Origin of the sequence: uncultured Ruegeria sp., from assembly GCF_947489545.1 — a bacterium.
Taxonomy (GTDB): Bacteria; Pseudomonadota; Alphaproteobacteria; order Rhodobacterales; family Rhodobacteraceae; genus Ruegeria.
In genome coordinates, this window is the sequence record NZ_CANLDZ010000001.1 from 71,994 (window position 1) to 93,198 (window position 21,205).

The following is a 21,205-nucleotide window of genomic DNA, read 5'->3' on the forward strand; positions in this document are numbered from 1 at the left end:
CATTCAGGGCAGGCTGAGCTTTGCCATACGTCCGCCATCAACCGTGTAAATCTGGCCGGTGATGAACGCCGCATCATCTGACGACAGAAAGGCCACCAGTGCCGCGACATCGTCGGGCGAGCCGGTACGGGCGACGGGATGGATGCGTCCAATTTCTTGGCGGAATGCGTCAGGGTCCGGCATTGACGCAATGAATTCCATATTGAGTTCGGTGTCGATCCACCCAGGGGCGACCGCGTTACACCGGATACCTTCCGCACCGTGATCCACTGCAACTGCGCGGGTAAACCCGTGCAACCCTGCTTTGGAGGCGCAATAGGCCGCATGTCGGGGGTTGCTGCCCAGCCCTTCGATCGAGCCTATATTGACAATGTTTCCTCGGGTTTGCCGCAGGTGAGGCAGCGCGGCTTTGGTTAGCAAAAAAGGCGCCGTCAGGTTGACCGTCAGATTGCGCTGCCAGTCTTCAAGGCCGATGTCTTCGACCAGCGCCTCCTGCATCATGCCAGCGCTATTGACCAGAATGTCCAGATGCCCTGCCCTGTCGACTACACTTGAGACGATCTGATCCGGGCTGTCCGGGTCACCGAGGTCAGCCTCGATCCCTTCGAACCTCGGGTCTGCCCCGCGTTGGGCGGTGAAGACGCGCGCGCCTTCGTGTTGCAACCGCTCGGCTATGGCCCGCCCGATGCCGCTGCGTCCGCCGGTGACCAGCGCCGTTTTCCCCTCGAACCGCATCATGACACAGGTTTTCCGCCATTGACCTCAATCAGAGCGCCACAGACATAGCGGGATGCATCCGAGACCAGAAACATCACGACATCCGCGATGTCCTCAGGCTCGGCAATACGCCCAAGTGGAACGGTTTCCCCGAGCGATGCGATGGCTGACTCCGGGTCAAACCCGCGGTTTTCAAACCCCGAACGCAACATCGGTGTGTTCACTTCATTTGGGCAGACGGCGTTGATGCGAATACCTTGATGCGCGTGGTCCATTCCCATGCATTGGGTCAGTGACGCAATCGCAGCCTTTGTCATGCAATAGAGCGCGTGATTTGGGCCGGGGCGAAGACCCCAGCAGGATGCCGTATTGACGATAACCCCTCCGCCAGTGTCGGCTAAAATCGGGATCGCGGCGCGGCAAATGCGAAACGGGGCTTCGACATTCACGCCGACGGACAGCGACCAATCTGCGTCCGATGTGTCGGCTACCGACCCTCGAGTAATGACGCCGGCATTGTTGATCACAATATCCAGGCCACCCAGATGCGTGGCAGCACTCTGCGGCAAGGTATTGGCGTAGTCGGCATCCAGAAGATCGCCGGGCAAGTGGGCCTCGGCCTCTATCCCATCGACAGACCGATCTGCGACCGCGACGCGCGCACCAGCTGTGCGCAATCGCTGCACAATCGATGCGCCAATGCCACCTGCGGCGCCGGTCACCAAGGCCGCCTTTCCCGTCAATTCCATCTAGCCCCCCTTTCAGAAAGACGCGGCAGGCGCGCCAAACACGCTTTCATCCGGCAAGACGCCCAAACCCGGGCCCGTCGGCACCACGATATGGCCCTTTTCGATCCGAATTCCGTTCTCGACGTCGTAGTTGCCGTCGATATACGGCGCGGCCAGCCAAACGCCTTCAAGCAAATCCGGGCGAACTGTGGCCCCGATATGCGTACAGGCTGCAGCGATGACATCGCCACCCCAGCTGTCATCGCAGGTGTGAGGCAAATTTCGCGCCTCGCACAGATCACGGAATGCACGCATCGGGTGCAGCCCGCCGATCCGGGTGACTTTCATACCAAACCCATCGACCAGTCCGGTTCCCGCCGCCGAGATCACCGTGTTCAGGTTCGTACTGTTCTCATCCATATAGATGGCGTGATTCACTTGAGGCCGGATTTTTTGGAGATCCTCAACCGTGTTGCAAGGTTGTTCCATGACAAACGGTACTTCCGGACACTCTCGGCTGACCCGCAGCGCATCGCGTGTCGTCCAGTCCCGATTGCCATCCACAGCCAGACGCATGCCCGAGCCGCGGATAACCTGCCACACTTTGTGGATAGTTTCGATGTCCACCTCGACCGGACGCCCACCAACTTTCACCTGCAGACGGGGGTAGCCCTCGTCCCGTTTCTCAGCCGCGAGACGGGCGATATCGTCAGGAGCACCGACACCTGTAGCATAGTAGGACGGCACTGAGTTCGTAGCAGCGCCGCCGAGCAATGCAGAAACACTGACGCCCAGATGCTTGCCCAACAGGTCATGCGCCGCGATGTCGATTGCAGCTTTGGCATAGTTGTACCCGTTCAGCAGCCCATCCATGTGGCGATGCAGGGTCAGCGGCAGAACCTCGACCCCGATCAGACCGCGCGCCATCTGTGACAAAGCGGACCGGGCACCTGCCGCATGCGCCTCGGCGTAAGTCGGACCCACAGGACAGGTTTCGCCCCATCCTATTAGGCCGTTATCCGCAACCAGCTTGACCAAGGTGGTGTCCAGCGCCCAGACTTCCGCCTTCGCCATCGTGTAGGGGCCATTCTTCACAGGTAAGTCATGGCTGTAGATGTGGATTTCTGCGATTTTCAATCTTTGATCCCTGGTCCTTTTGCGCCAAAACGCCACCTAAATTGCCGGTGGCGCAGTGCCGGGCGCGTGCCCTAATATGTCTGATTCAACTCATCTGCGGCCGGAATTTCCCGTTCCCGGCGCGCGATATAACCCAGAAGCTCTTCGTTTTTCGCTTCGTCCAGGTTGGGTTCTTCATATTCAGCCAGAAGTTTGCGCGCGTGGTTCAGTGCACGTTCGGTGATCTCGACCTCGCCCTCGGCCGCCCATTGTTCTATGGAGTTATTGTCGAACATCTCGGGCATGAAGAACGCGGACTGGAAATTGTCCTGAGTGTGCGGATGGCCCAGATAATGCCCACCCGGCCCTACATCCGGCACCGCAGCCAGAGCCTGATCGAAATCACCCCATTTCGGTCCTTCAGCCATACGATATGCCATGGCGCATTGCTCGGCATCGACGATGAATTTGGCGACCGAGCAGTGCATTCCGGCCTCGTTCCAGCCAGCAGAGTGCCATATGTAGTTCGCACCGGAATGGATCACAGCCTGCAGCGTGGTCGCCGACTCATAGCCCGCCTGAGCGTCAAAGGTCTTGGCCCCGCCCAGCGTGTTTGATGTGCGCCAGGGCACTTGGTAGTACCGCGCCATCTGCCCGATCATGAAATTCATCAGGTTGATCTCGGGCGTGCCCGCCATGGGTGCGCCGGATTTCATCGACACGGTAGACAGGTAATGACCATAGATCGCAGGGGCGCCTTTGCGGATCACTTGCGTGTAGGCCAGCGCGCTCAGCGCTTCGGCATTCAGTTGGGCAACGGTGGCTGGCACGCTGGCCGGTGTATTGGCACCGCCCAACACGAAGGGCGAGCAGAGGACCGGTTGGTTGCGGCGGCAGAAGGCCCGCATTGCGCCCAGCATGGTCTCGTCCCACACCAGGGGCGAATTGCCATTGCAATTGCCGGTTGTGACGGCATGATTTTCAAGGAAGTCCGCACCAAACAGTATCGCGCACATGTCCAACACGTCCTCGGCATTCTTCGGCGAGGTGGTCATGCCCATAAAGGTCTTGTCCGAATGTTTCATCGACGAATAGGTGATCCGCAGGTGGCGCTGGCTGATCGGATGATCGTAGGGTTCCACGATGTGGTGCGCCGAAGAATGCAAGGCTGGCATCATGTGGCTAAGCTTGTGGAACATGGCCAGATCATCCAACGTCGGATTGCGACGCACATCGTCCAGATCCCGCAGGAAAGGCGCGCCAGTCATCGGCACGAAGATCGAGTGTTTGCCACCCAGCCGCAGGTTCTTTTTCGGATCGCGCGCATGATAGGTGAAGTCCGAAGGAATCGTGGCGATCAGTTCCCGCACCATGCCACGATCGAGATACACCAGCTCACCCTCTACCTTAGCCCCGGCCCGCTTCCAGTCTTGCAAGGCGATCGCATCGCGGAACTGGACGCCCACATTTTCGAGAATGTCCATCGAGGCGTTGTCAATCCGCTCAACCTGGCTTCCGTCCATCACTTCGCACAGCGGTATGGCGCGGGTCAGGCCCGGCAGCATGTCAAAGTTCGGTGCGGTGCGCATGGCGCGGCGGGCGGAACGTCCACCTGATCTGGTTGGTGTGCGGATATTCACAAGGCGATCCTCCATCTTATGATTAACTGTGAAGGATTCGAAGCTCGACCACCTCTCTGATTGCGATATGTGTTTGCAAGAAGCGACACGACGTTACAGAAGGTCGCCAATGCGAAAAGCGCCGCCCAAAAGGACGGCGCTTCGGTCATTTTCTTGTCAGGCCTTGGCTTTATTCAGCAGCCTGCGCGCTTTGCCCGGTGTGCTTGTCACGCTGACCGTCCCGGAACAGGGCTTTGCCCAGCGAGACACACATCAAGCCCATCACAATCGTAAACGGCAGCGCGCCGATGATCATGGCGTTGCGCAAGGCATCCATAGGGTTGTTGTCGCCTGCCGCCAGGATCAGTGCGCCGATCACAGCCGTCAGGATGACACCCCAGATGATGCGGTGCTTGACCCCGGTTTCCTGGCTGCCACCGGACATGATGGTATTCATCACCAGAATGCCCGAGTCAGCAGACGTGACCAGAAAGGTCATGATAAGGATCACGCACATAACGTTCAGCATGGACAGCAATCCACCATCGATCATGTAAGACAGGGTCACGAACAGCTTGTTTGTGTTCGATGCGCCAATGATCGCGCCTTCGGCGGCTCCGGCCAGTTCCAAATCAATCGCAGTACCACCCAGAACGGTCATCCATGCAAAGCATACCAGCGCCGGTGCGAACACGCAGCCCAGGATGAACTCACGCACGGTCCGACCTTTGGAGATGCGTGCCAGGAAGAGGCCCACAAATGGCGAGAACGCAATCCACCAGGCCCAGTAGAACGTGGTCCAACCCGACTGCCAACCAAACTGACGACCTTGTTCACCCGCTGCATAAACAGCAGCCAGTGTTTCCTCGTCCAATTCAGCTGCCGCACCTTCAAGACCGCTCTTGAAGCCATCAAAGCTGCCCCATGCGTTGGTTGCACCACCGATCAAGTCATCTGCATGCGCTTGTGCCGCCTCAGGCAGACCCGCTGCAAACGCATCCGCCGACAACGGACCATAGGCACCAAAGCTGAGTGACAGGAAGTTCAAGATATAGTCGACCATCGCCGCGCCGTAAGTGGTCAGCGCGAAAACGAACGAGCCAAACACGACAAATGTACCCAGCAGGATAATCGACAGAACCAGGTTCAGGTTCGACAGGTATTTAACGCCGCGGCCAACACCCGACACAGCCGAGATGATAGACAAGGTCATGATGACTACAAGGCCCGCGATCAGACCTACTTTGCTGGGGGTCGGCACTTCGCCCGTCAGGTCCATGATCCATCCCATACCGGTAATGGCATAAACACCGTCGATGAATTGGCTGACACCAAACCCAATGGTCACAGACACACCGAGGATGGTTGCAACCACGCCCAGAACGTCAACGACATGGCCAAGGAAGCCGTTCATCAGACGGCCAAACAGAGGCGTAAGCGCTGCGCGAATGGTCAGTGGCATATTGCGCGTATAGGCGTAGTAAGCCAGAGACAGGCCCGTTACCACATAGATTGCCCAGGCGTGGAAGCCATAATGCAAGAATGTGTAGCGGTACGCAGACTGGATCGCTTCTGGTTCATTGCCGGCAACTGCACCCGATACTACCTCGGGGTTTGATCCCCAAAGGCCCAGCGGTTCAGCCGTTGCGAAAACCATTAGGCCAACGCCCAAGCCCGCACCAAACATCATCGAGAACCAAGAGAAATTGGAGAACTCGGGCTTTTCACCCGGGGTACCCATGATCCGCTTACCGGTGGACGGGATGATTGCGACAATTGCCAGGAACAGGAAAAACAGGCCCACAATGATGACGTAGAAACTGTTGAAAACCTCCAACAACCTGCCGTTCAAGCTGCCCAATGTACTGTTTGCATTCGCAGGAAAAACCAGTGCCCAGAGTACCAGGGCAACCATGATACCTTTGCTGATCAGCGCGATCGGAACGCTGTAATTTTCATAGAATCCGGCATCAGCCGTTTCTATCTCTAGGTCCGTAAATGGTTCTCTAATTGACATAAGGTTCCTCCCTGTTGTCACTTTCTCTTTATGGGGCCGCTCGGGCCAATTGGCATTGGGTTGATGCGCCCGCCGCGCCTTCTATTCGGACCCCTTCAAGCGGCGTAGTGTTTACGGCCTCGGCTTTGGTGCGGAATACTCGCGGAACTCCCAGCAGTTTATGTCCGGCAGGCGCACTGTCTTGTGAATGAAAGGACGCGATCAAGTTCAGTGATGGCCACGTAAGACACCAAATTCGGCAATTTCGGATTGGGACAGAATGGAGTTGGAGAACGATATCAGTCAAACTCAAATAACTTTAACTGATTTCAGAAAACATGAAGCCGGGCGGCTCGTGTTGTATAGCTGCCATATCGGAAGATTTGCCAAGTTGATCATGGGATAACGGACGGATAGCCGCTCAGGTGCCTTCGCCGCAAACTTTTGACTTGATTGCCAAGAGCACGCCCGGCGGAATTGCAAAGTTGTTTGACAACCGTTGCAAACAGCCGCGCAAAGCGCAGTCAGGCAGTCATACAGCTTACGCCAACGATAATAGGTTTGTTCGCTCACGCCGATCTGGCGCACCGTATCCACAATCGTCATCCCTTGTCCTTACTGAACTTCGCCCTGTCGAAGCTTCGATACGATCTCTTCGGGCTCTGCCCGTTTCCCAGCCATTCGCTGATCCTTCGAATTGCCGTATGACGCCATCCCTGTTAGCGAGCGACTCTCCGGGGGCGATTCCGCAGCTGGCCACACCTTCTGTCGAATAATCCTCACATGGCTCGGCCCGGGGCAAAAATGGCTGAACATCATGGTTGTTCCCTTCGAAGCCGCAGAAACAATAAGCCGGAACCTCATGCCATCCTTTGTTAGCTTTAGGGGCTCTGATACGACAGAACACCCATAGGTTTCGTCGGACGAGCGATAATAAACCGCCGGCGCAGTGGCGTCGGAAGAATAACGCGCGATGTAAAGCCGCTGCCTAAGAGAATGCGACACTCACATGTAAGTATGGCGGCTTGCTCATCTTATCATCGGACTGTCACCGACCCTTTCTGTCGGTTCGACGACCTATTCAGCAAACATAAGCGTCAAATGCACCTTCAGCGCATCATCTGCTGGTCTTCAAGGGTAAAAAATTTCATACTCAAGCGAAGCAAACTAATCCGAAGCCAGTGACAAGACCCGAATGTCCCGACGCCATTACAATCTGCCCCCCTTGACCACCTTGTCCGCTTTTGAGGCCGCAGCACGACATCAGAGCTTTAAAAATGCCGCAGAAGAGCTTTCGGTGACGCCCGGAGCAGTCAGTCATCAGATCAAGGCGCTGGAAGGGTATCTTGAGACAGTTCTGTTTCAGCGCAAACATCGAAGCGTCGATCTGACCGATGACGGTAAGGCACTGTACGAAGTGCTGTCGACCTCTTTTCGTCGAATTTCACAAACCCTGTCTACCATCCGGGATCGGTCGTCAGCGGAAAAGGTCACGATAGGCTCCACAACGGCCGTGGCAGCGCTTTGGCTATCGCCAGCGGTCATTCGGTTCTGGCGCGAAATGCCGGATGTGAACGTGAATCAGATATCCCAGGACAGGCCCTTCAAGGATCGGCCGGATCTGGATTTTTTCATCAGATATGGGCGCGACCGGGATTCAAACCTGTCCCACACGCCCTTGTTTAGGGATCATCTTGTCCCCGTTGGTAGCCCGCAAGTGGCGGGAAACCTGGCGGGTTTAAGCCTGGAAGAGCTGGCCAGCCAACGCCTGATCCATCTGGATTCCGAGGATCGCAGCTGGACGACCTGGCCAGAGTGGTTCCAGCAACTTGGGTATCAAAGCAAGATCCCAATCGAATCCAGCGTCAACAGCTACTCTGTTGCGTTGCAGCTTGCACGCAAAGGCGCTGGATTGGTGCTTGGATGGCAGCGGTTGATTCATCCCATGCTGCAGTCTGGGAAACTGGTGGCCATCGGGCCGCATAACCTGACCGCACCCAACCAGTTTTACCTTGTGGGGCGCCCCGAGGAAGAGCTCTCGGAAAGCGCCCGCGCGCTTAAGAATTGGATCGTTCAGGAGGTTTACGCCAGCTCGGTTTAGATCAACTAAACCTTTGATGAGCTTTTCTGATATTGAGGCCGACCCATAGTCTCCGCCAATATGAAAGTGTCAGGTTTGTCCCAGCCTCAGGAGAGTACGATGAACAAGCACAGCCCGCTGTCGTCCGTTCTGACCGACGTAAACACGGCCAACGGCCTGCCCAACGAGCACTACATTGACCCGGAAACGTTCGCCGAAGAAAAGCGCTCGGTCCTGTTTGCGAACTGGTCCGGCATTGGGTTTGGCAAGGACGTTCCCGAAGCAGGCGACGCAAAGCCTGTCGATTTTCTGGGCATGCCACTACTGATCGTCAGGGACCGCGATGGCGAGGTCGGCGTGTTTCAGAACACGTGCCGTCACCGCGGCATGATCCTTGTGGATGCGCCCAAAAAGATCGGCGGCGCCATTCGTTGCCCGTATCACAGCTGGTGCTACAGCCTGAAAGGTGAATTGCGGGCGACCCCGCATGTGGGCGGCCCTGGCCAGAACAAGCACGAAGACGTAAACACCAAGGATCTGGGTTTGGTGCGCATTCAGTCACATATCTGGCGCGACGTGATCTTTGTGAATATTGACGGCAATGCCCCGGCGTTTGAAGACGCGCATGGCGCTTTGTTGGAGCGTTGGAAGGAATTCGATACGCCTATCTTCCATGGCGGTGATGAATCGTCCTTCAAGCTTGAAGTCAAAACCAACTGGAAGCTGGCCGTCGAAAACTATTGCGAAAGCTATCACCTGCCCTGGGTTCACCCGGGCCTCAACAGTTATTCCCGATTGGAAGATCACTATAACATCGAAGAGCGTGGTCATTACTCCGGTCAGGGCACTTTGGTGTATCGCCAATTGACCGACCAAAACGGTGCGAAACTGTCCGATTTCCCCGGTCTCGGCAGCCAATGGGATGAAGGCGCGGAATATATTGCCCTTTATCCCAACGTATTGCTGGGCATACAGCGTGACCACAGCTTTGCAATCATCCTGGAGCCGGTGGATCACGAAAACACTGTCGAACATATCGAGCTGTATTACGCCAATAGCGAAGGCGACACGCCCGAACATAACGGGTTGCGCGCCTCAAACGCGCAATTGTGGAAGACTGTGTTTGAAGAAGATGTTTTCGTTGTCGAGGGCATGCAGAAAGGGCGCCATGGCATGTTGTTCGACGGCGGGCGGTTCTCTCCGGCGATGGACGGACCGACCCATAACTTCCACCACTGGGTGGCAACTCAGATCGAGAACGGCCGCGCCGAGTGATTGGGGCTGCAATGCGCTGAGGGCTTGAAGGGCCAATTTGACAATGGACAAAGGTGCTTTGGACAAGCTGCTGCTGGACGCGCATTCCAGAAACGACCACAAGGATCTCGTCCGCTACTACGGGTTGGCGGCGGACGAGAGTGAAGCGAAAGGTGACATTGATGCAGCCTGTTTCTATCTGACCCATGCCTTTGTCTTTGCACTTGAGGCCGGCACACCTGAGGCCGACGCTTTGAACGCAAGGTTGGCTGAACACGGGCGAGCCGAAAGACTGATGTTCTGACTTTGTATACAGGCACTCGAGCCGCCACTGAACGGTCGCATTCCCCCACGAGACCCTGTTCACATGTCAACATCCGCCTATAGTCTCGGGACATAGCAACGGGTCGTTTGAAAGGAACAGGCAGATGGATCACAGCACAGAAATGCTGATCGTTGGCGCCGGTTTCTCGGGTTTGACCATGGCGATCGAGGCCAGGAAACGCGGCATCAAAGATATTGCGGTCCTTGAGAAAGCAGACGACATCGGCGGTACGTGGCGCGAGAATACGTATCCCGGTGTGGCCTGCGATATCCCGTCTCACTTGTATTCGATGGCCACCCACCTGAATCCAGACTGGAGCCGCGCCTATGCTGGCGGCGCCGAAATTCAGGCCTACCTGAAAAAGATTACGCAAGACGAACGCTTGTACGATCTGTGCCACTTTCAACAGCAGTTGAAATCCGCCAAATGGGATGGCGCGCGCTGGCAGGTGGAAACACAGAACGGACAGCGCTGGTCCGCCCGTTTTTTGGTCTCGGCCATCGGCGCGCTGCACATCCCCAGCATTCCGGATATCCCGGGGGCCGATAGCTTTCCGGGACCCTGTTTTCATTCGGCTGAATGGGACCACGACGTAGATATCGCTGGCAAACGGGTTGCCGTTGTGGGCACCGGCGCCTCGGCGGTGCAATTTGTGCCGGAAATTGCGAAGACCGCCGAACATGTCACCATCTTTCAACGCAGTGCGCCTTATGTATTGCCGCGCCCTGATGGCCCGATTGGCCCCTGGACCAGACGTCTCTATGCGCGCATACCGCTGTTGCCCCGGCTGCGACGCCAGCTGATTTTCAGGGTGTTTGAATTCCGTCATCGTGTCTTCCGAGGTGAAGAGCGGATGGTGAACTTTGCGATGAAGATGTGGCGCAAGTCGCTGGAGGATGCATTTCCAGATCCTGAGGATCAAGCGCGGCTGACCCCGGACTATCGAATTGGTTGCAAACGCATTCTAAGTTCGAACGACTGGTACCCAGCACTGGCCCGTGACAATGTCAGCATTGTCCCCAATGGCGTGGCATCGATTGACGGAAGCCAGATCAAAGCGGCGGATGGCACCGAAACGCAGACTGACATTTTGGTCTGGGGCACAGGCTTTCACGTGACCGATGCGACGGACGGGTTGGACATTACCGGCACAGACGATCTGACTTTGCGCGAAGCGTGGGCAAACGGGATGCAGGCCAATCTGGGAACAGCGATTGCGGGCTTTCCAAATTTCTTCATCCTGTTGGGGCCGCACACGGGATTGGGCCATAACTCGGTTGTTCTGATGATCGAGGCACAGGTCGCGCATGTCGGGCGTGTGCTGGCCGAAATGGCCCGTGACGGGTTGACGGTTATTACGCCGGACGCCGCAAAACAAGCTGCCTTCACGCAGGAAATGCAAGACCGTCACACCGAAAGCGTCTGGCAGGTTGGCGGCTGTACCTCTTGGTATCAGGATGCTGCCGGGCGCAATACAACGCTGTGGCCCGGAACTGTTGGTGAATATCAAAAGCGCATGGCACAATCGGGATTAGAACAGTACGTGACCGGCCCGGTCAGCCACGGAGAAACATGATATGACGACGATCCTGATCCTCATCACGGTTTTCGCTGCCTTCCTGATTGGCATGAACCTCTGGACCCGTCGGTTGACGCGCGAAGGCCATGAAACGGTGCCTCAGATGGGCAAGATCCTTCCGATCAACGGTGGTGCAATTCACTATGTCGAAAAGGGGGATCCACAGGCCCAGACAATTGTCATGATCCACGGGTTGGCCGGTCAATTGCAGCACTTCACGTATGCTTTAATGGATGATCTGGCTGAGGATTATCACGTCATTGCCTTGGATCGCCCGGGATGCGGGTATTCGACCCGAGACACGGCTGATCTGGCGCGCCTGCCTGAACAGGCTCGGATGGTCGATGAGTTCCTTGAAGCCAAGGCGGTGTCTAGCGCTGTATTGGTGGGTCATTCGCTGGGCGGCGCGGTGTCTTTGGCCCTGGCGCTGGACAATCCCAGACGGGTTTCAGCCTTGGCGCTTTTGGCGCCCTTGACGCATAAGCTGGATGCAACGCCCGCCGTATTTAAACCGCTGGAAATTCGCACTGAATGGCTGCGCAATCTGATCGGTCACACGTTGGCCGTGCCTTTGGCCGCCAAAATGGCACCACATACCTTAGGCGCCGTGTTTGATCCCGAGGTCCCGCCCGAAGATTTTTTGGATCGCGCCGGCGGTGCGCTTGGCCTGCGTCCTTCTGCCTTCATCACGGCGTCGCAAGACGTTGTCGGGGTGGATGACAGCATCGGCGCACAAAGCGCGCGCTACCCTGAGCTTCGGATACCGGGCGGCATCTTATACGGGTCACAGGATGCAATCCTGTCACCGTCTCAGCACGGAGCACCGATGACCAAATTCGGACTGACCGACGAAGAGATTGAGGGGCTGGGTCATATGATCCTGATCACCAAACCGGATGCCTGTGCCGCGTTTATCCGCAAGATCGCAGGGGCCGCCGAATTGCCTGAGGTCTCCGCTCTGGAAACAGGCCCCGAAAACGCCTGAAAGAATCCACTTGGTTCGGGCTTTTCCCCCTTGACCCTCCCCGGTGCCTCCCTTAAATCGCCTCTCACTTGTGGCGGAGTAGCTCAGTTGGTTAGAGCAGCGGAATCATAATCCGCGTGTCGGGGGTTCAAGTCCCTCCTCCGCTACCAAATCACTCGCATCAAGCAAGCTAAGAAGATGCGAAAGCAGTCTTTCCGGCGCCGAGTGCCGTGAGTTTTCAGAAATTCAGAAGCGTCAATTGTTGCCAACCATTCACTGAATGGCCGAAATATCCAGAATTGGTGTTGCTGGCGTGACGTCGAACGCGTGACTCTTGTCTGATAATTCAACCCGTACCCTGAGTTCTTGCACATTCTCAAAACGGTTAAAAAACGCAAATTCGATCGCGCCGAGCGCGTTCATATCCTGGCACTGAATTGCATAGTCGGCTTGGAATTCAGCATGATACTCATCCGCTGTGGTATCAGCCTCGCCCGCCTCACCTTCATCCTTCTTTCCGAAGCCTTCGTTTGTCAATATCACGTTGGCCGATGTCGTAATACAACCGGCGTCTTCGGAAATAACAAACAGTTCTAATGGCTTAGATAAATCAGAAATGGCGACGGCAACCAATGCGCGGTCATCATCACTGTCGGCGGGTCTTTCGAATCCGATAATATCAAAGCTAGGGACTGCAAGTGACAGAGTGAACTCGGCGCCCGCAAAAGCCATGTCCAACGATCCGGAACCGTGCTGGTGCCGAAAATCCAGTTGCGTTGCCTGGGCCGCCACAGCCGCCGGGCAAAGGGACAGTGCAAGAACAGCGCGCTTCATTAACCAAATACCACCACAATCAGAATCACGGCGATCAGTCTAACCCGAATCAAAGGGTACGCAATGCTCCCCTTACGTCCGGACTTCGCCAGATATGGGTAGTGTAGGCCCTTATTACAGGGATTATGGCAATCCCGACAATAAAACTCAGGTTGACATTACTGACTAAATCACTCAGTTAAAATGTCCGTGAAAACTGTGTGCCACCAGCGCGCGCAGAGATGTCTGACAGGAAAGATACGAACCCCATGAACAAGTTATTAGTTGCCGCCAGCGCTCTGACTCTTTGTGTCGCAACCGCTGCCGTTGCCGGTGATGCGCCCGCAAAGGCAGACGTGTTGAATACTTATGCCAACATTGCCGAAGCCAAGTATGATGACAGCCTGATTGCTGCTAAATCTCTGCAGGCCGCTGTCAACGCTCTGATCGCCAATCCCTCGGAGGCGACCCTGAACGCAGCGCGCGCGGCTTGGATTGCGGCACGCGTTCCTTACCAACAGACCGAAGTCTACCGTTTTGGAAACCCAATCGTCGATGACTGGGAAGGTAAAGTGAATGCGTGGCCGCTGGATGAAGGCCTGATCGATTACGTTGACGCGGCTTATGGCGGTGCAACCGATGAAAACGAGTTTGCCGTCCTGAATGTTGTTGCCAACCCCAGCTTCGAGCTGTCTGGTGAAACCATTGATGCAACCGAAATCACTCCGGAACTGTTGGGCGAAACCCTACATGAAGCAGACGGAATCGAAGCCAATGTCGCAACCGGATATCACGCCATCGAATTCCTGCTGTGGGGCCAGGACCTGAACGGCCACGGCACTGGTGCGGGCAACCGCCCAGCGACCGATTATGCCCAAGGCGACGATTGCACCGGCGGCAACTGTGACCGTCGTGCCCAATACCTGAGCGCGGCGACCGACCTGCTGGTCAGCGATCTGGAATGGATGGCGGCCCAGTGGGCTGAGGGTGGCAATGCCCGCGCGGCCCTGACCAAGAACGAAGCAGCTGGTGTCAGTGCAATTTTGACCGGCATGGGGTCGCTGTCTTATGGCGAACAGGCCGGTGAGCGGATGCGTCTTGGCCTGATGCTGAACGATCCGGAAGAAGAGCATGATTGCTTCTCGGACAACACGCATAATAGCCACTACTACGACGGTCTTGGTGTGCAGAACGTTTATCTGGGCAGCTATACGCGTATCGACGGTACACCTGTCTCCGGCGCGTCGCTGGCGGACCTGGTGATTGCAACCGACCCCGCGCTGGACGCCGAAATGAAGGTCAAGCTGTCGAACACGATGCAGGCTCTGGGTCGCCTCAAGTCGACCGCCGAGGCAGGTTTCGCCTATGATCAGATGCTGGAACGCGGCAACGCCGGTGGCGAAGCGCTGATCATGGCTGGCGTCAATGGCCTGGTCGACCAGACCAAGACGATCGAGCGCATCGTAACCGCCCTGGAATTGGATCAGATCGAATTTGAGGGATCGGATAGCCTGGACAACCCTGACGCTGTCTTTCAGTAACTCATAAAACTGTCGGGAAACATGCTTGAAACCGTGTTTCCCGGCGCTTGTGTCACGCCTTATTGCTATTGCAAGCAGATCCAAAAACATTAACTTACTATTTGAGTAAGATACCTGAAATCGGTCGAGTCGCCATGATCGTATGCCACTGCACAAATATCTCTGACCATGACATTCGTTCCGCCATTGATTGGATGCGGACGTCAGATGCTCAGACAATTATCACGCCCGGAAAAATCTACCATGCCCTTGGAAAATCGGCGGATTGTGGCGGGTGCATGCCCCTTTTCCTAGACACAATGCGGTCAAACGATAATCTTGAAGTACCCATGCAACTTCGTGCGCTACGCACCGGAGTAACACAGGAGAGTGCAGATGAAGGGCGACCCAAAAGTCATCGACTACCTAAACAAATCACTGCGGCATGAATTGACGGCGGTCAGCCAATATTGGCTGCATTACAGATTGCAAGATGACTGGGGCCTGAGCGGTATGGCCAAGAAAAGCCGCGAAGAAAGCATCGAAGAGATGCAGCACGCGGACAAGCTGATCGAGCGCATCTTGTTCCTTGAAGGACACCCCAACCTGCAGAAGCTTGATCCTCTGCGGATCGGTCAGACTCCGAAAGAAACACTGGAATGCGACCTTGCTGCCGAAATCGATGCACGGTCGCTTTATAAAGAAGCCCGCGAACACTGTCAGAGCGTCGGAGACTATGTGTCGATGGCCCTGTTCGAAGAGTTGATGTCCGATGAAGAGGGACATATCGACTTTCTCGAAACGCAGCTCGACCTGCATGAAAGGATCGGCGAAGCCAACTATGCGCAACTTAACGCGTCGACAATGGACGAAAGCGAGTAACCTTATCGCTGTGTCGGTGGCCACCTTGCTGGCCACCCCTTCTCTGTCAGCTGAGCTGCAGGATTCTCATCTCAAGGTTATCCCCCGGACTGACGCCGAACGCGCCCGCATTTCTGCGGTCACTAGCGTGCCCGATGACTTTCGTCAGCCCCAGAAGTTCGAGGAACTGTCAGCCGGGGCCGCGACAGTGCGCGCGCGCAGCAACGCCGATGCGTTTTCGCAGTCTTCCGGCAACTTGGGATTCGAGCAAGAGCTGGATTTCAAAGTTGGCAACGGATTGTTCAAGAAAATCTGGGTCTCGTCGCCGTCATCGACGCTTGCGTCGGATGGGTTGGGACCGCTCTATAATGCGCGTTCCTGCCAGAGGTGCCACATAAAGGACGGGCGCGGGCATACGCCAAACGGGCCGGATGACAACGCCATTTCGATGTTTCTGCGGGTATCCATTCCGGGAAATGTCGATGGCGGTTATGCCGAGATTGAGGACTATATCGCCACCCGGCCTGATCCGAATTACGGCGGCCAAATGCAGGATTTCGCGCTGGCGGGCTATCCAGCCGAGTACCGGCTGGACATCACGTATCAGGAAGTTCCGGTCGAACTGTCCGAAGGTGAAACTGCATCGCTGCGTCGCCCCACCTACAAGGCCTCTGATCTGGGATATGGACCGCTACACCCGCAGGCAATGCTCAGCCCTCGGGTGGCACCCCAGATGATCGGGCTGGGCCTGCTCGAGGCGATTCCGGTCGAGGATTTGCTGTCCAAAGCCGATCCGGATGATTTGGATGGGGATGGCATTTCAGGTCGGCCCAATATCGTTTGGTCGGTCGAGTTTGGCGAACCGATGATGGGTCGATTTGGGCACAAGGCCGGGATGCCCACCGTGATGGAGCAATCAGCGGCGGCCTTCGCCGGCGATATCGGCATTTCCAGCCCGCTCTATCCAGACCCGGATGGGGATTGTACCGAGGCTCAGATCAAGTGTGTCGCCGCCCCGCATGGGGATCAGGATGTGCGCGTGTTTGAAATCGATCAACAGGGTATGGATCTGGTGGCGTTTTACAGTCGCAATCTGGGCGTTCCCGGACGTCGAGACGCGGATGATCCGCGGGTGTTGCGCGGCAAAGAAGTGTTCCACACCTCTGGTTGCGTCGCTTGCCATACGCCCGCCCATGTCACCCACCGCATGGAAGACCGCGCTGAACACAGCTTTCAGCTGATCTGGCCCTACACCGACCTGCTGTTGCATGACATGGGCGACGGTCTTGCTGATAACCGCCCGGAAGCCCGCGCCACGGGCCGGGAGTGGCGCACAACGCCGCTGTGGGGCATTGGTATGACCGAACGTGTGTCCGGGCATACCCAGTTCCTGCATGACGGGCGGGCGCGTAGCCTGCTCGAAGCGATTCTTTGGCATGGGGGCGAGGCACAGTCTGCCCGCGATACTGTTGTGACCATGCCCAAAGCTGATCGTGACGCCCTGATCCGTTTTCTGGAGAGCCTTTGACCATGCGCGCCCTAGCCCTGATCCCCCTTCTTTTGTTGCCTTTTTCTGCCGCAGCACAGGATCACACTCCAATCCTGACGGATGTGGCCGAAGCCCACATATTACCCCGCTTTTCGACACTGGCTGAAGCGACAGAGGTGTTGACGACAACTGCCCGAACAGACTGCGACCCGGCCTCAGCAAACCTGCGGGCCACATATGGCCGTGCTTTTGATAACTGGATTTCTGTCAGCCACCTGCGGTTCGGCCCCACTGAAACCGAAGATCGGGCTTTTGCTATGGCATTTTGGCCCGACACGAAGGGCTTCACACCCAAGGCGTTGTCGCAGCTTATTGCTGATGAAGACCCGGCCGTGGCCAATGCCGAAGCCTTTTCGCACATATCCGTTGCAGGCCGTGGGTTTTTCGCCTTGGAACGCATGATCTACGATCCCGCGTTTGCGGAACAGGGGACTGCTGCGTATCGCTGTGCACTGATCCAGGCGATTGCGGCGGATATTGATGCAAATGCCGATACGATTGACAATGATTGGCAAAGCTATGCTCCGACGCTAACACAGCCCGGCGCGAACAGCCGCTACCGCACACAGGACGAAGCAATGCAAGAGCTGTTCAAATCGCTGTCCACCGGCCTGCAATTCACAGCAGACACGCGGCTTGGCCGGCCGCTGGGAACGTTTGACCGTCCTCGCCCCAAACGAGCCGAAGCGCGCAGATCCGAGCGATCCTTGCGGCATGTTGAACTGTCGCTGATCGCATTGCGAGACCTTGCCGTGCGCCTGTCCGTTGACCACCCGGAAATCGCTGAAGATCTGGACATGTCCTTTGGGATCGCCATTGGCGACGCCCAGTCCATCGACGATCCGGCTTTGGCCGGGCTTGCAACACCTCAGGGTCGTTTTAGGGTTGAGGCCCTACAGCAATCGATCAACGATATTCGCATGATCACAGCGTCCGAGCTTGGTCCGACATTGGGCATCAGTGCTGGATTCAACTCACTGGACGGGGATTGATCCATGACCAGCCGCCGCCATTTTCTGGCCGGACTCGCCGCTGCAACCCTGTCGCCCATTCGGGGTTGGGCATCGGTCGGCGCGCCCGATTTTCTGGCGGCAGGTCTTTTCCCTGATGGTTCTTACCGGTTGGCCGGATTGGACGCGCAAGGCGCAATCCGGTTCTCACTGCCCTTACCCGCTCGTGGCCATGCCGCCGCCGCCCACCCGTTCAAAGCGCAGGCCGTCGCCTTTGCGCGGCGACCGGGGACCTTTGCGTTGGTCATCGATTGCGCAACTGGATCAGAATTAGCCGTGCTTCAAGCGCCCCTCGGACGCCATTTCTATGGCCATGGAACGTTCTCAGCGGATGGTGAACGGTTCTATGCAACCGAGAATGATTATGAGGCCGCGGAAGGTCGGGTCAGCATCTGGGATGCCAACAGTTTTGTTCGACTGGGTGAGTTTTCCTCGGGCGGCATAGGCCCGCATGACATGCGGCTGATGCCAGATGAAAAAACACTGGTCATCGCAAATGGTGGGATAGAAACCTACCCGGACACCGGCCGCACCAAATTGAACCTGCCGACAATGCGGCCCAATCTGACCTATGCTAACCTGTCAGGCACCCCGCTTGCACAGATGGAGCTGCCCAGCGCTTTGCGCAAAAACTCGATCCGCCATCTGGCAGTCCGAGGCGACGGTTTGATCGCGTTTGCCATGCAGTGGCAAGGCCCTCAGACCGACCATCCGCCGCTTTTGGGCGTGCACCGGAGTGGTGAAAACGTGGGCCTGTTGACCGCGCCCGAGGCTGATCAGGCCACTCTGCAAGGGTATGCGGGCAGTGTCGCGTTTTCGACAGATGGCCGGACAATCGCTATCACCTGTCCGCGCGGCAATGCGCTGCATCGATTTGACGTGGCCAGCGGAACGTTTGAAGACGGGTTTGCGCTCGAAGACGTCTGCGGTTTGGGTAGCGGCGCGGACGGGGGGGTGGTGTTCACCACCGGGACAGGTGTTTTTGGCACACTGACTGGCGCGCAACCTGCAATCTCGGCGCGCGCGGATTGCCAGTGGGATAACCACCTGATCCCGATCCGTCGGCACTTGTGAAATTCGGCAATCTCGGTCGCATAGTTTACACTTGGAAGAATCGAACTGCTGCCGTATGGGCGGTGCGAAACTGCCACCCGAACAGCAAGGACTGATCTGATTGAAACAGACGCCCGCCGCACCGCATTCCGTCTACGGGGTTGAGAAATGGGGTAAGGACCTCATTGAGGTGACGGAGCAGGGCGAAATCGGCCTGCGCAACCCGATGGCGCCCGAGGCCGCAGCGATCAGCCTACCGGGCATTCTGAAAGATCTGGACGAACGCGGCATCAAAGCGCCGGTGATCCTGCGCGTCAGTTCTTATCTGGAACACGAGATTGTCCATATCAACGAGAGCTTTCGCAACGCAATTGAACGCACCGCGTATCAAGGTAGCTATCGCGGCGTTTTCCCGATCAAAGTGAACCAGCAGGCACAGGTCATCGATCGGATCGTCGAGTTCGGCAAGAAATACAACTACGGGCTTGAGGCCGGATCAAAGCCGGAACTGGTTGTGGCCCTGGCCCATCGGTTGGCTGGCGAGGCGCTGATTGTCTGCAATGGCGTCAAAGATGCCGAGTTCATCCAACTGGCCATCCTCAGCCGCAAGATCGGGTTCAACACAGTCATCGTATTGGAAAGCCCGAAAGAGGCCGACACGGTGATCGAGGTCTACAATGAGCTGGGCATCGAGCCCCTGATCGGCGTGCGGGTGAAACTGACCAACCAGATCAGCGGGAAGTGGGAAGAAAGCTCGGGTGATCGATCTGCCTTTGGCATGAACACTGATCAGCTGGTCGCCGTGGTGGACAAGCTGAAAGCAGCCGGTTTGCTGCATTGCCTGAAACTGCAGCACTCGCATCTGGGGTCGCAGGTTCAGGACGTGAACGATGTGCGCCGCGCAGTGGGCGAGGCCTGCCGCTATTACACCGAACTCACGCGTGAGGGCGTACCGTTGACCCATCTGGACCTTGGCGGAGGCATGGGCGTGGACTATACGGGCGAGAAGAAAGCTGCTGAGAACTCGATCAACTATACGGTCGAGGAATACTGCGCCAACGTGGTCGAAACTGTGGCCTATGCCATGGACGAGGCCGAGGTGGATCATCCTACGCTGGTCACCGAAAGCGGCCGCGCAGTGGTGGCAACATCGTCGATGCTGGTATTCAACGTGCTGGAAAGCACTTTGTATGACGCACCCAACGGACCAAAGGTCGAAGCGGACGATCACCATCTGGTCTCAGATCTTGCGGCGATCAACGGCTATCTGAGAAGCGACCGCTTGCAGGAATGCTGGAACGACGCGAATTTCTATCGCAATGAGCTGCGCGCGCTGTTCCGCCGCGGCTATATCGACCTGCGCCAGATGGCCCGCGCCGAACGCATCTACCTGTCGCTGATGGCCCGCCTCAAGACGCTCGCAGCCAGCGACGATCTGGAAACTGATGTGGACGATCAACTTGAGAAGGTGGCGGACATCTACCACTGCAACTTCTCGCTGTTCCAGTCGCTGCCTGATGTCTGGGCGATCGACCAACTTCACCCGATCGTACCATTGCAGGGCCTGAACCAAACGCCTGATCGTCGCGCGGTGCTGTCGGACATTACTTGCGACAGCGACGGGAAGATTGATCGGTTCATCCTGGCCGACGGTGTCTCGCCCAGTCTGCCCGTGCACTCACTACCCGAAGATCAGGAATACCTCATGGGTGTTTTTTTTGTCGGGGCCTATCAGGAAACGCTGGGCGATCTGCACAACCTGTTCGGCGACACCAACGTCGTCACCATTGACCTGCGCACAGACGGCGGCTTTGACCTGCTACACGAACAAGAGGGCGACACGATCAGCCAGGTTCTGTCCTATGTAGAATTCGACCCAAACGACTGTGTTGCCGCGTTTCGCAAAATGGTGGACGAGGCGATCTCGACCGGTACTCTGAAAGCCAGCGAACGCAAAACCCTGATGAGCGCCTATCGCGACTCGATCAACGGCTACACCTATTACGAATAACCCCCTGAGA

General features: G+C 56.8%; 18 protein-coding genes, 1 tRNA gene and 1 pseudogene. 13 read left to right on the forward strand and 7 right to left on the reverse strand.

Going from position 1 to position 21,205, the window contains the following annotated elements; translation table 11 throughout:
• Window positions 1-3: 3 nt before the first annotated feature.
• The 6 genes and pseudogenes from Q1B13_RS00360 to Q1B13_RS00385 form a co-directional block, all read right to left on the reverse strand.
• Complete coding sequence (locus tag Q1B13_RS00360; RefSeq protein ID WP_299076837.1) at window positions 4-738, reverse strand: SDR family oxidoreductase; 735 nt, start codon at window positions 736-738, stop codon at window positions 4-6.
• The gene (locus Q1B13_RS00365; protein ID WP_299076840.1) at window positions 735-1,466 is read right to left on the reverse strand and encodes an SDR family NAD(P)-dependent oxidoreductase; all 732 of its coding nucleotides are present in this window, start codon (window positions 1,464-1,466) and stop codon (window positions 735-737) included. The genes Q1B13_RS00360 and Q1B13_RS00365 overlap by 4 nt, the downstream gene beginning before the upstream one ends.
• A gap of 12 nt (window positions 1,467-1,478) precedes the next feature.
• Complete coding sequence (locus Q1B13_RS00370; RefSeq protein ID WP_299076843.1) at window positions 1,479-2,582, reverse strand: mandelate racemase/muconate lactonizing enzyme family protein; 1,104 nt, start codon at window positions 2,580-2,582, stop codon at window positions 1,479-1,481.
• Between the two features lie 71 nt (window positions 2,583-2,653).
• Entirely contained in the window at window positions 2,654-4,216 is a 1,563-nt protein-coding gene (locus Q1B13_RS00375) for a trimethylamine methyltransferase family protein (protein WP_299799554.1), read from the reverse strand.
• A 154-nt stretch (window positions 4,217-4,370) separates the two neighbouring features.
• Window positions 4,371-6,197 (reverse strand): BCCT family transporter, encoded by a 1,827-nt coding sequence (locus tag Q1B13_RS00380; RefSeq protein WP_299076848.1) that lies wholly within the window; start codon window positions 6,195-6,197, stop codon window positions 4,371-4,373.
• A gap of 513 nt (window positions 6,198-6,710) precedes the next feature.
• Window positions 6,711-6,857 (reverse strand): annotated as a pseudogene (locus tag Q1B13_RS00385) (helix-turn-helix domain-containing protein); the annotation flags it as partial.
• 514 nt (window positions 6,858-7,371) lie between these two features.
• Between Q1B13_RS00385 and Q1B13_RS00390 the strand changes: the two are divergent.
• The 6 genes from Q1B13_RS00390 to Q1B13_RS00415 all read left to right on the forward strand — a co-directional run bounded on the left by Q1B13_RS00390 (window position 7,372) and on the right by Q1B13_RS00415 (window position 12,548).
• A complete protein-coding gene (locus Q1B13_RS00390; RefSeq protein ID WP_299076851.1) occupies window positions 7,372-8,277 on the forward strand; it encodes a LysR substrate-binding domain-containing protein in 906 nt (301 codons plus the stop codon).
• Window positions 8,278-8,376: 99 nt separating this feature from the next.
• A complete protein-coding gene (locus tag Q1B13_RS00395; RefSeq protein ID WP_299076854.1) occupies window positions 8,377-9,531 on the forward strand; it encodes an aromatic ring-hydroxylating dioxygenase subunit alpha in 1,155 nt (384 codons plus the stop codon).
• Window positions 9,532-9,574: 43 nt separating this feature from the next.
• On the forward strand, window positions 9,575-9,814 hold the full coding sequence (locus tag Q1B13_RS00400; RefSeq protein WP_299077889.1) for a hypothetical protein: 240 nt from the start codon (window positions 9,575-9,577) through the stop codon (window positions 9,812-9,814).
• Window positions 9,815-9,938: 124 nt separating this feature from the next.
• Window positions 9,939-11,411 carry an NAD(P)/FAD-dependent oxidoreductase gene (locus Q1B13_RS00405; RefSeq protein ID WP_299076857.1) on the forward strand — a complete coding sequence of 491 codons (1,473 nt, stop codon included), beginning with the start codon at window positions 9,939-9,941 and terminating at the stop codon, window positions 11,409-11,411.
• A 1-nt stretch (window position 11,412) separates the two neighbouring features.
• On the forward strand, window positions 11,413-12,399 hold the full coding sequence (locus Q1B13_RS00410; RefSeq protein WP_299076860.1) for an alpha/beta fold hydrolase: 987 nt from the start codon (window positions 11,413-11,415) through the stop codon (window positions 12,397-12,399).
• Between the two features lie 72 nt (window positions 12,400-12,471).
• Window positions 12,472-12,548: transfer RNA gene (locus Q1B13_RS00415), tRNA-Met, on the forward strand.
• Between the two features lie 103 nt (window positions 12,549-12,651).
• Here the strand turns inward: Q1B13_RS00415 and Q1B13_RS00420 are convergent.
• Complete coding sequence (locus tag Q1B13_RS00420; protein WP_299076863.1) at window positions 12,652-13,212, reverse strand: DUF2796 domain-containing protein; 561 nt, start codon at window positions 13,210-13,212, stop codon at window positions 12,652-12,654.
• Window positions 13,213-13,460: 248 nt separating this feature from the next.
• On the opposite strand from Q1B13_RS00420, the gene Q1B13_RS00425 reads away from it, so the two are divergent.
• The 7 genes from Q1B13_RS00425 to speA all read left to right on the forward strand — a co-directional run bounded on the left by Q1B13_RS00425 (window position 13,461) and on the right by speA (window position 21,195).
• Window positions 13,461-14,732: an imelysin family protein gene (locus Q1B13_RS00425; RefSeq protein WP_299076866.1), complete on the forward strand. Its 1,272-nt coding sequence runs from the start codon at window positions 13,461-13,463 to the stop codon at window positions 14,730-14,732.
• A gap of 134 nt (window positions 14,733-14,866) precedes the next feature.
• Complete coding sequence (locus Q1B13_RS00430) at window positions 14,867-15,160, forward strand: bacterioferritin-associated ferredoxin (protein ID WP_299077892.1); 294 nt, start codon at window positions 14,867-14,869, stop codon at window positions 15,158-15,160.
• Window positions 15,108-15,593 (forward strand): bacterioferritin, encoded by a 486-nt coding sequence (gene bfr, locus Q1B13_RS00435; protein ID WP_299076869.1) that lies wholly within the window; start codon window positions 15,108-15,110, stop codon window positions 15,591-15,593. Before Q1B13_RS00430 ends, bfr begins: the two co-directional genes overlap by 53 nt.
• Before the next feature lie 16 nt (window positions 15,594-15,609).
• Entirely contained in the window at window positions 15,610-17,100 is a 1,491-nt protein-coding gene (locus Q1B13_RS00440; RefSeq protein WP_299077896.1) for a di-heme oxidoredictase family protein, read from the forward strand.
• A gap of 2 nt (window positions 17,101-17,102) precedes the next feature.
• Complete coding sequence (locus Q1B13_RS00445) at window positions 17,103-18,113, forward strand: imelysin family protein (protein WP_299076872.1); 1,011 nt, start codon at window positions 17,103-17,105, stop codon at window positions 18,111-18,113.
• 3 nt (window positions 18,114-18,116) lie between these two features.
• Window positions 18,117-19,205, forward strand: coding sequence for a DUF1513 domain-containing protein (locus Q1B13_RS00450; RefSeq protein ID WP_299076875.1), 1,089 nt, complete (start codon window positions 18,117-18,119; stop codon window positions 19,203-19,205).
• Window positions 19,206-19,305: 100 nt separating this feature from the next.
• On the forward strand, window positions 19,306-21,195 hold the full coding sequence (gene speA / locus Q1B13_RS00455) for a biosynthetic arginine decarboxylase (RefSeq protein ID WP_299076878.1): 1,890 nt from the start codon (window positions 19,306-19,308) through the stop codon (window positions 21,193-21,195).
• Window positions 21,196-21,205 lie beyond the last annotated feature (10 nt).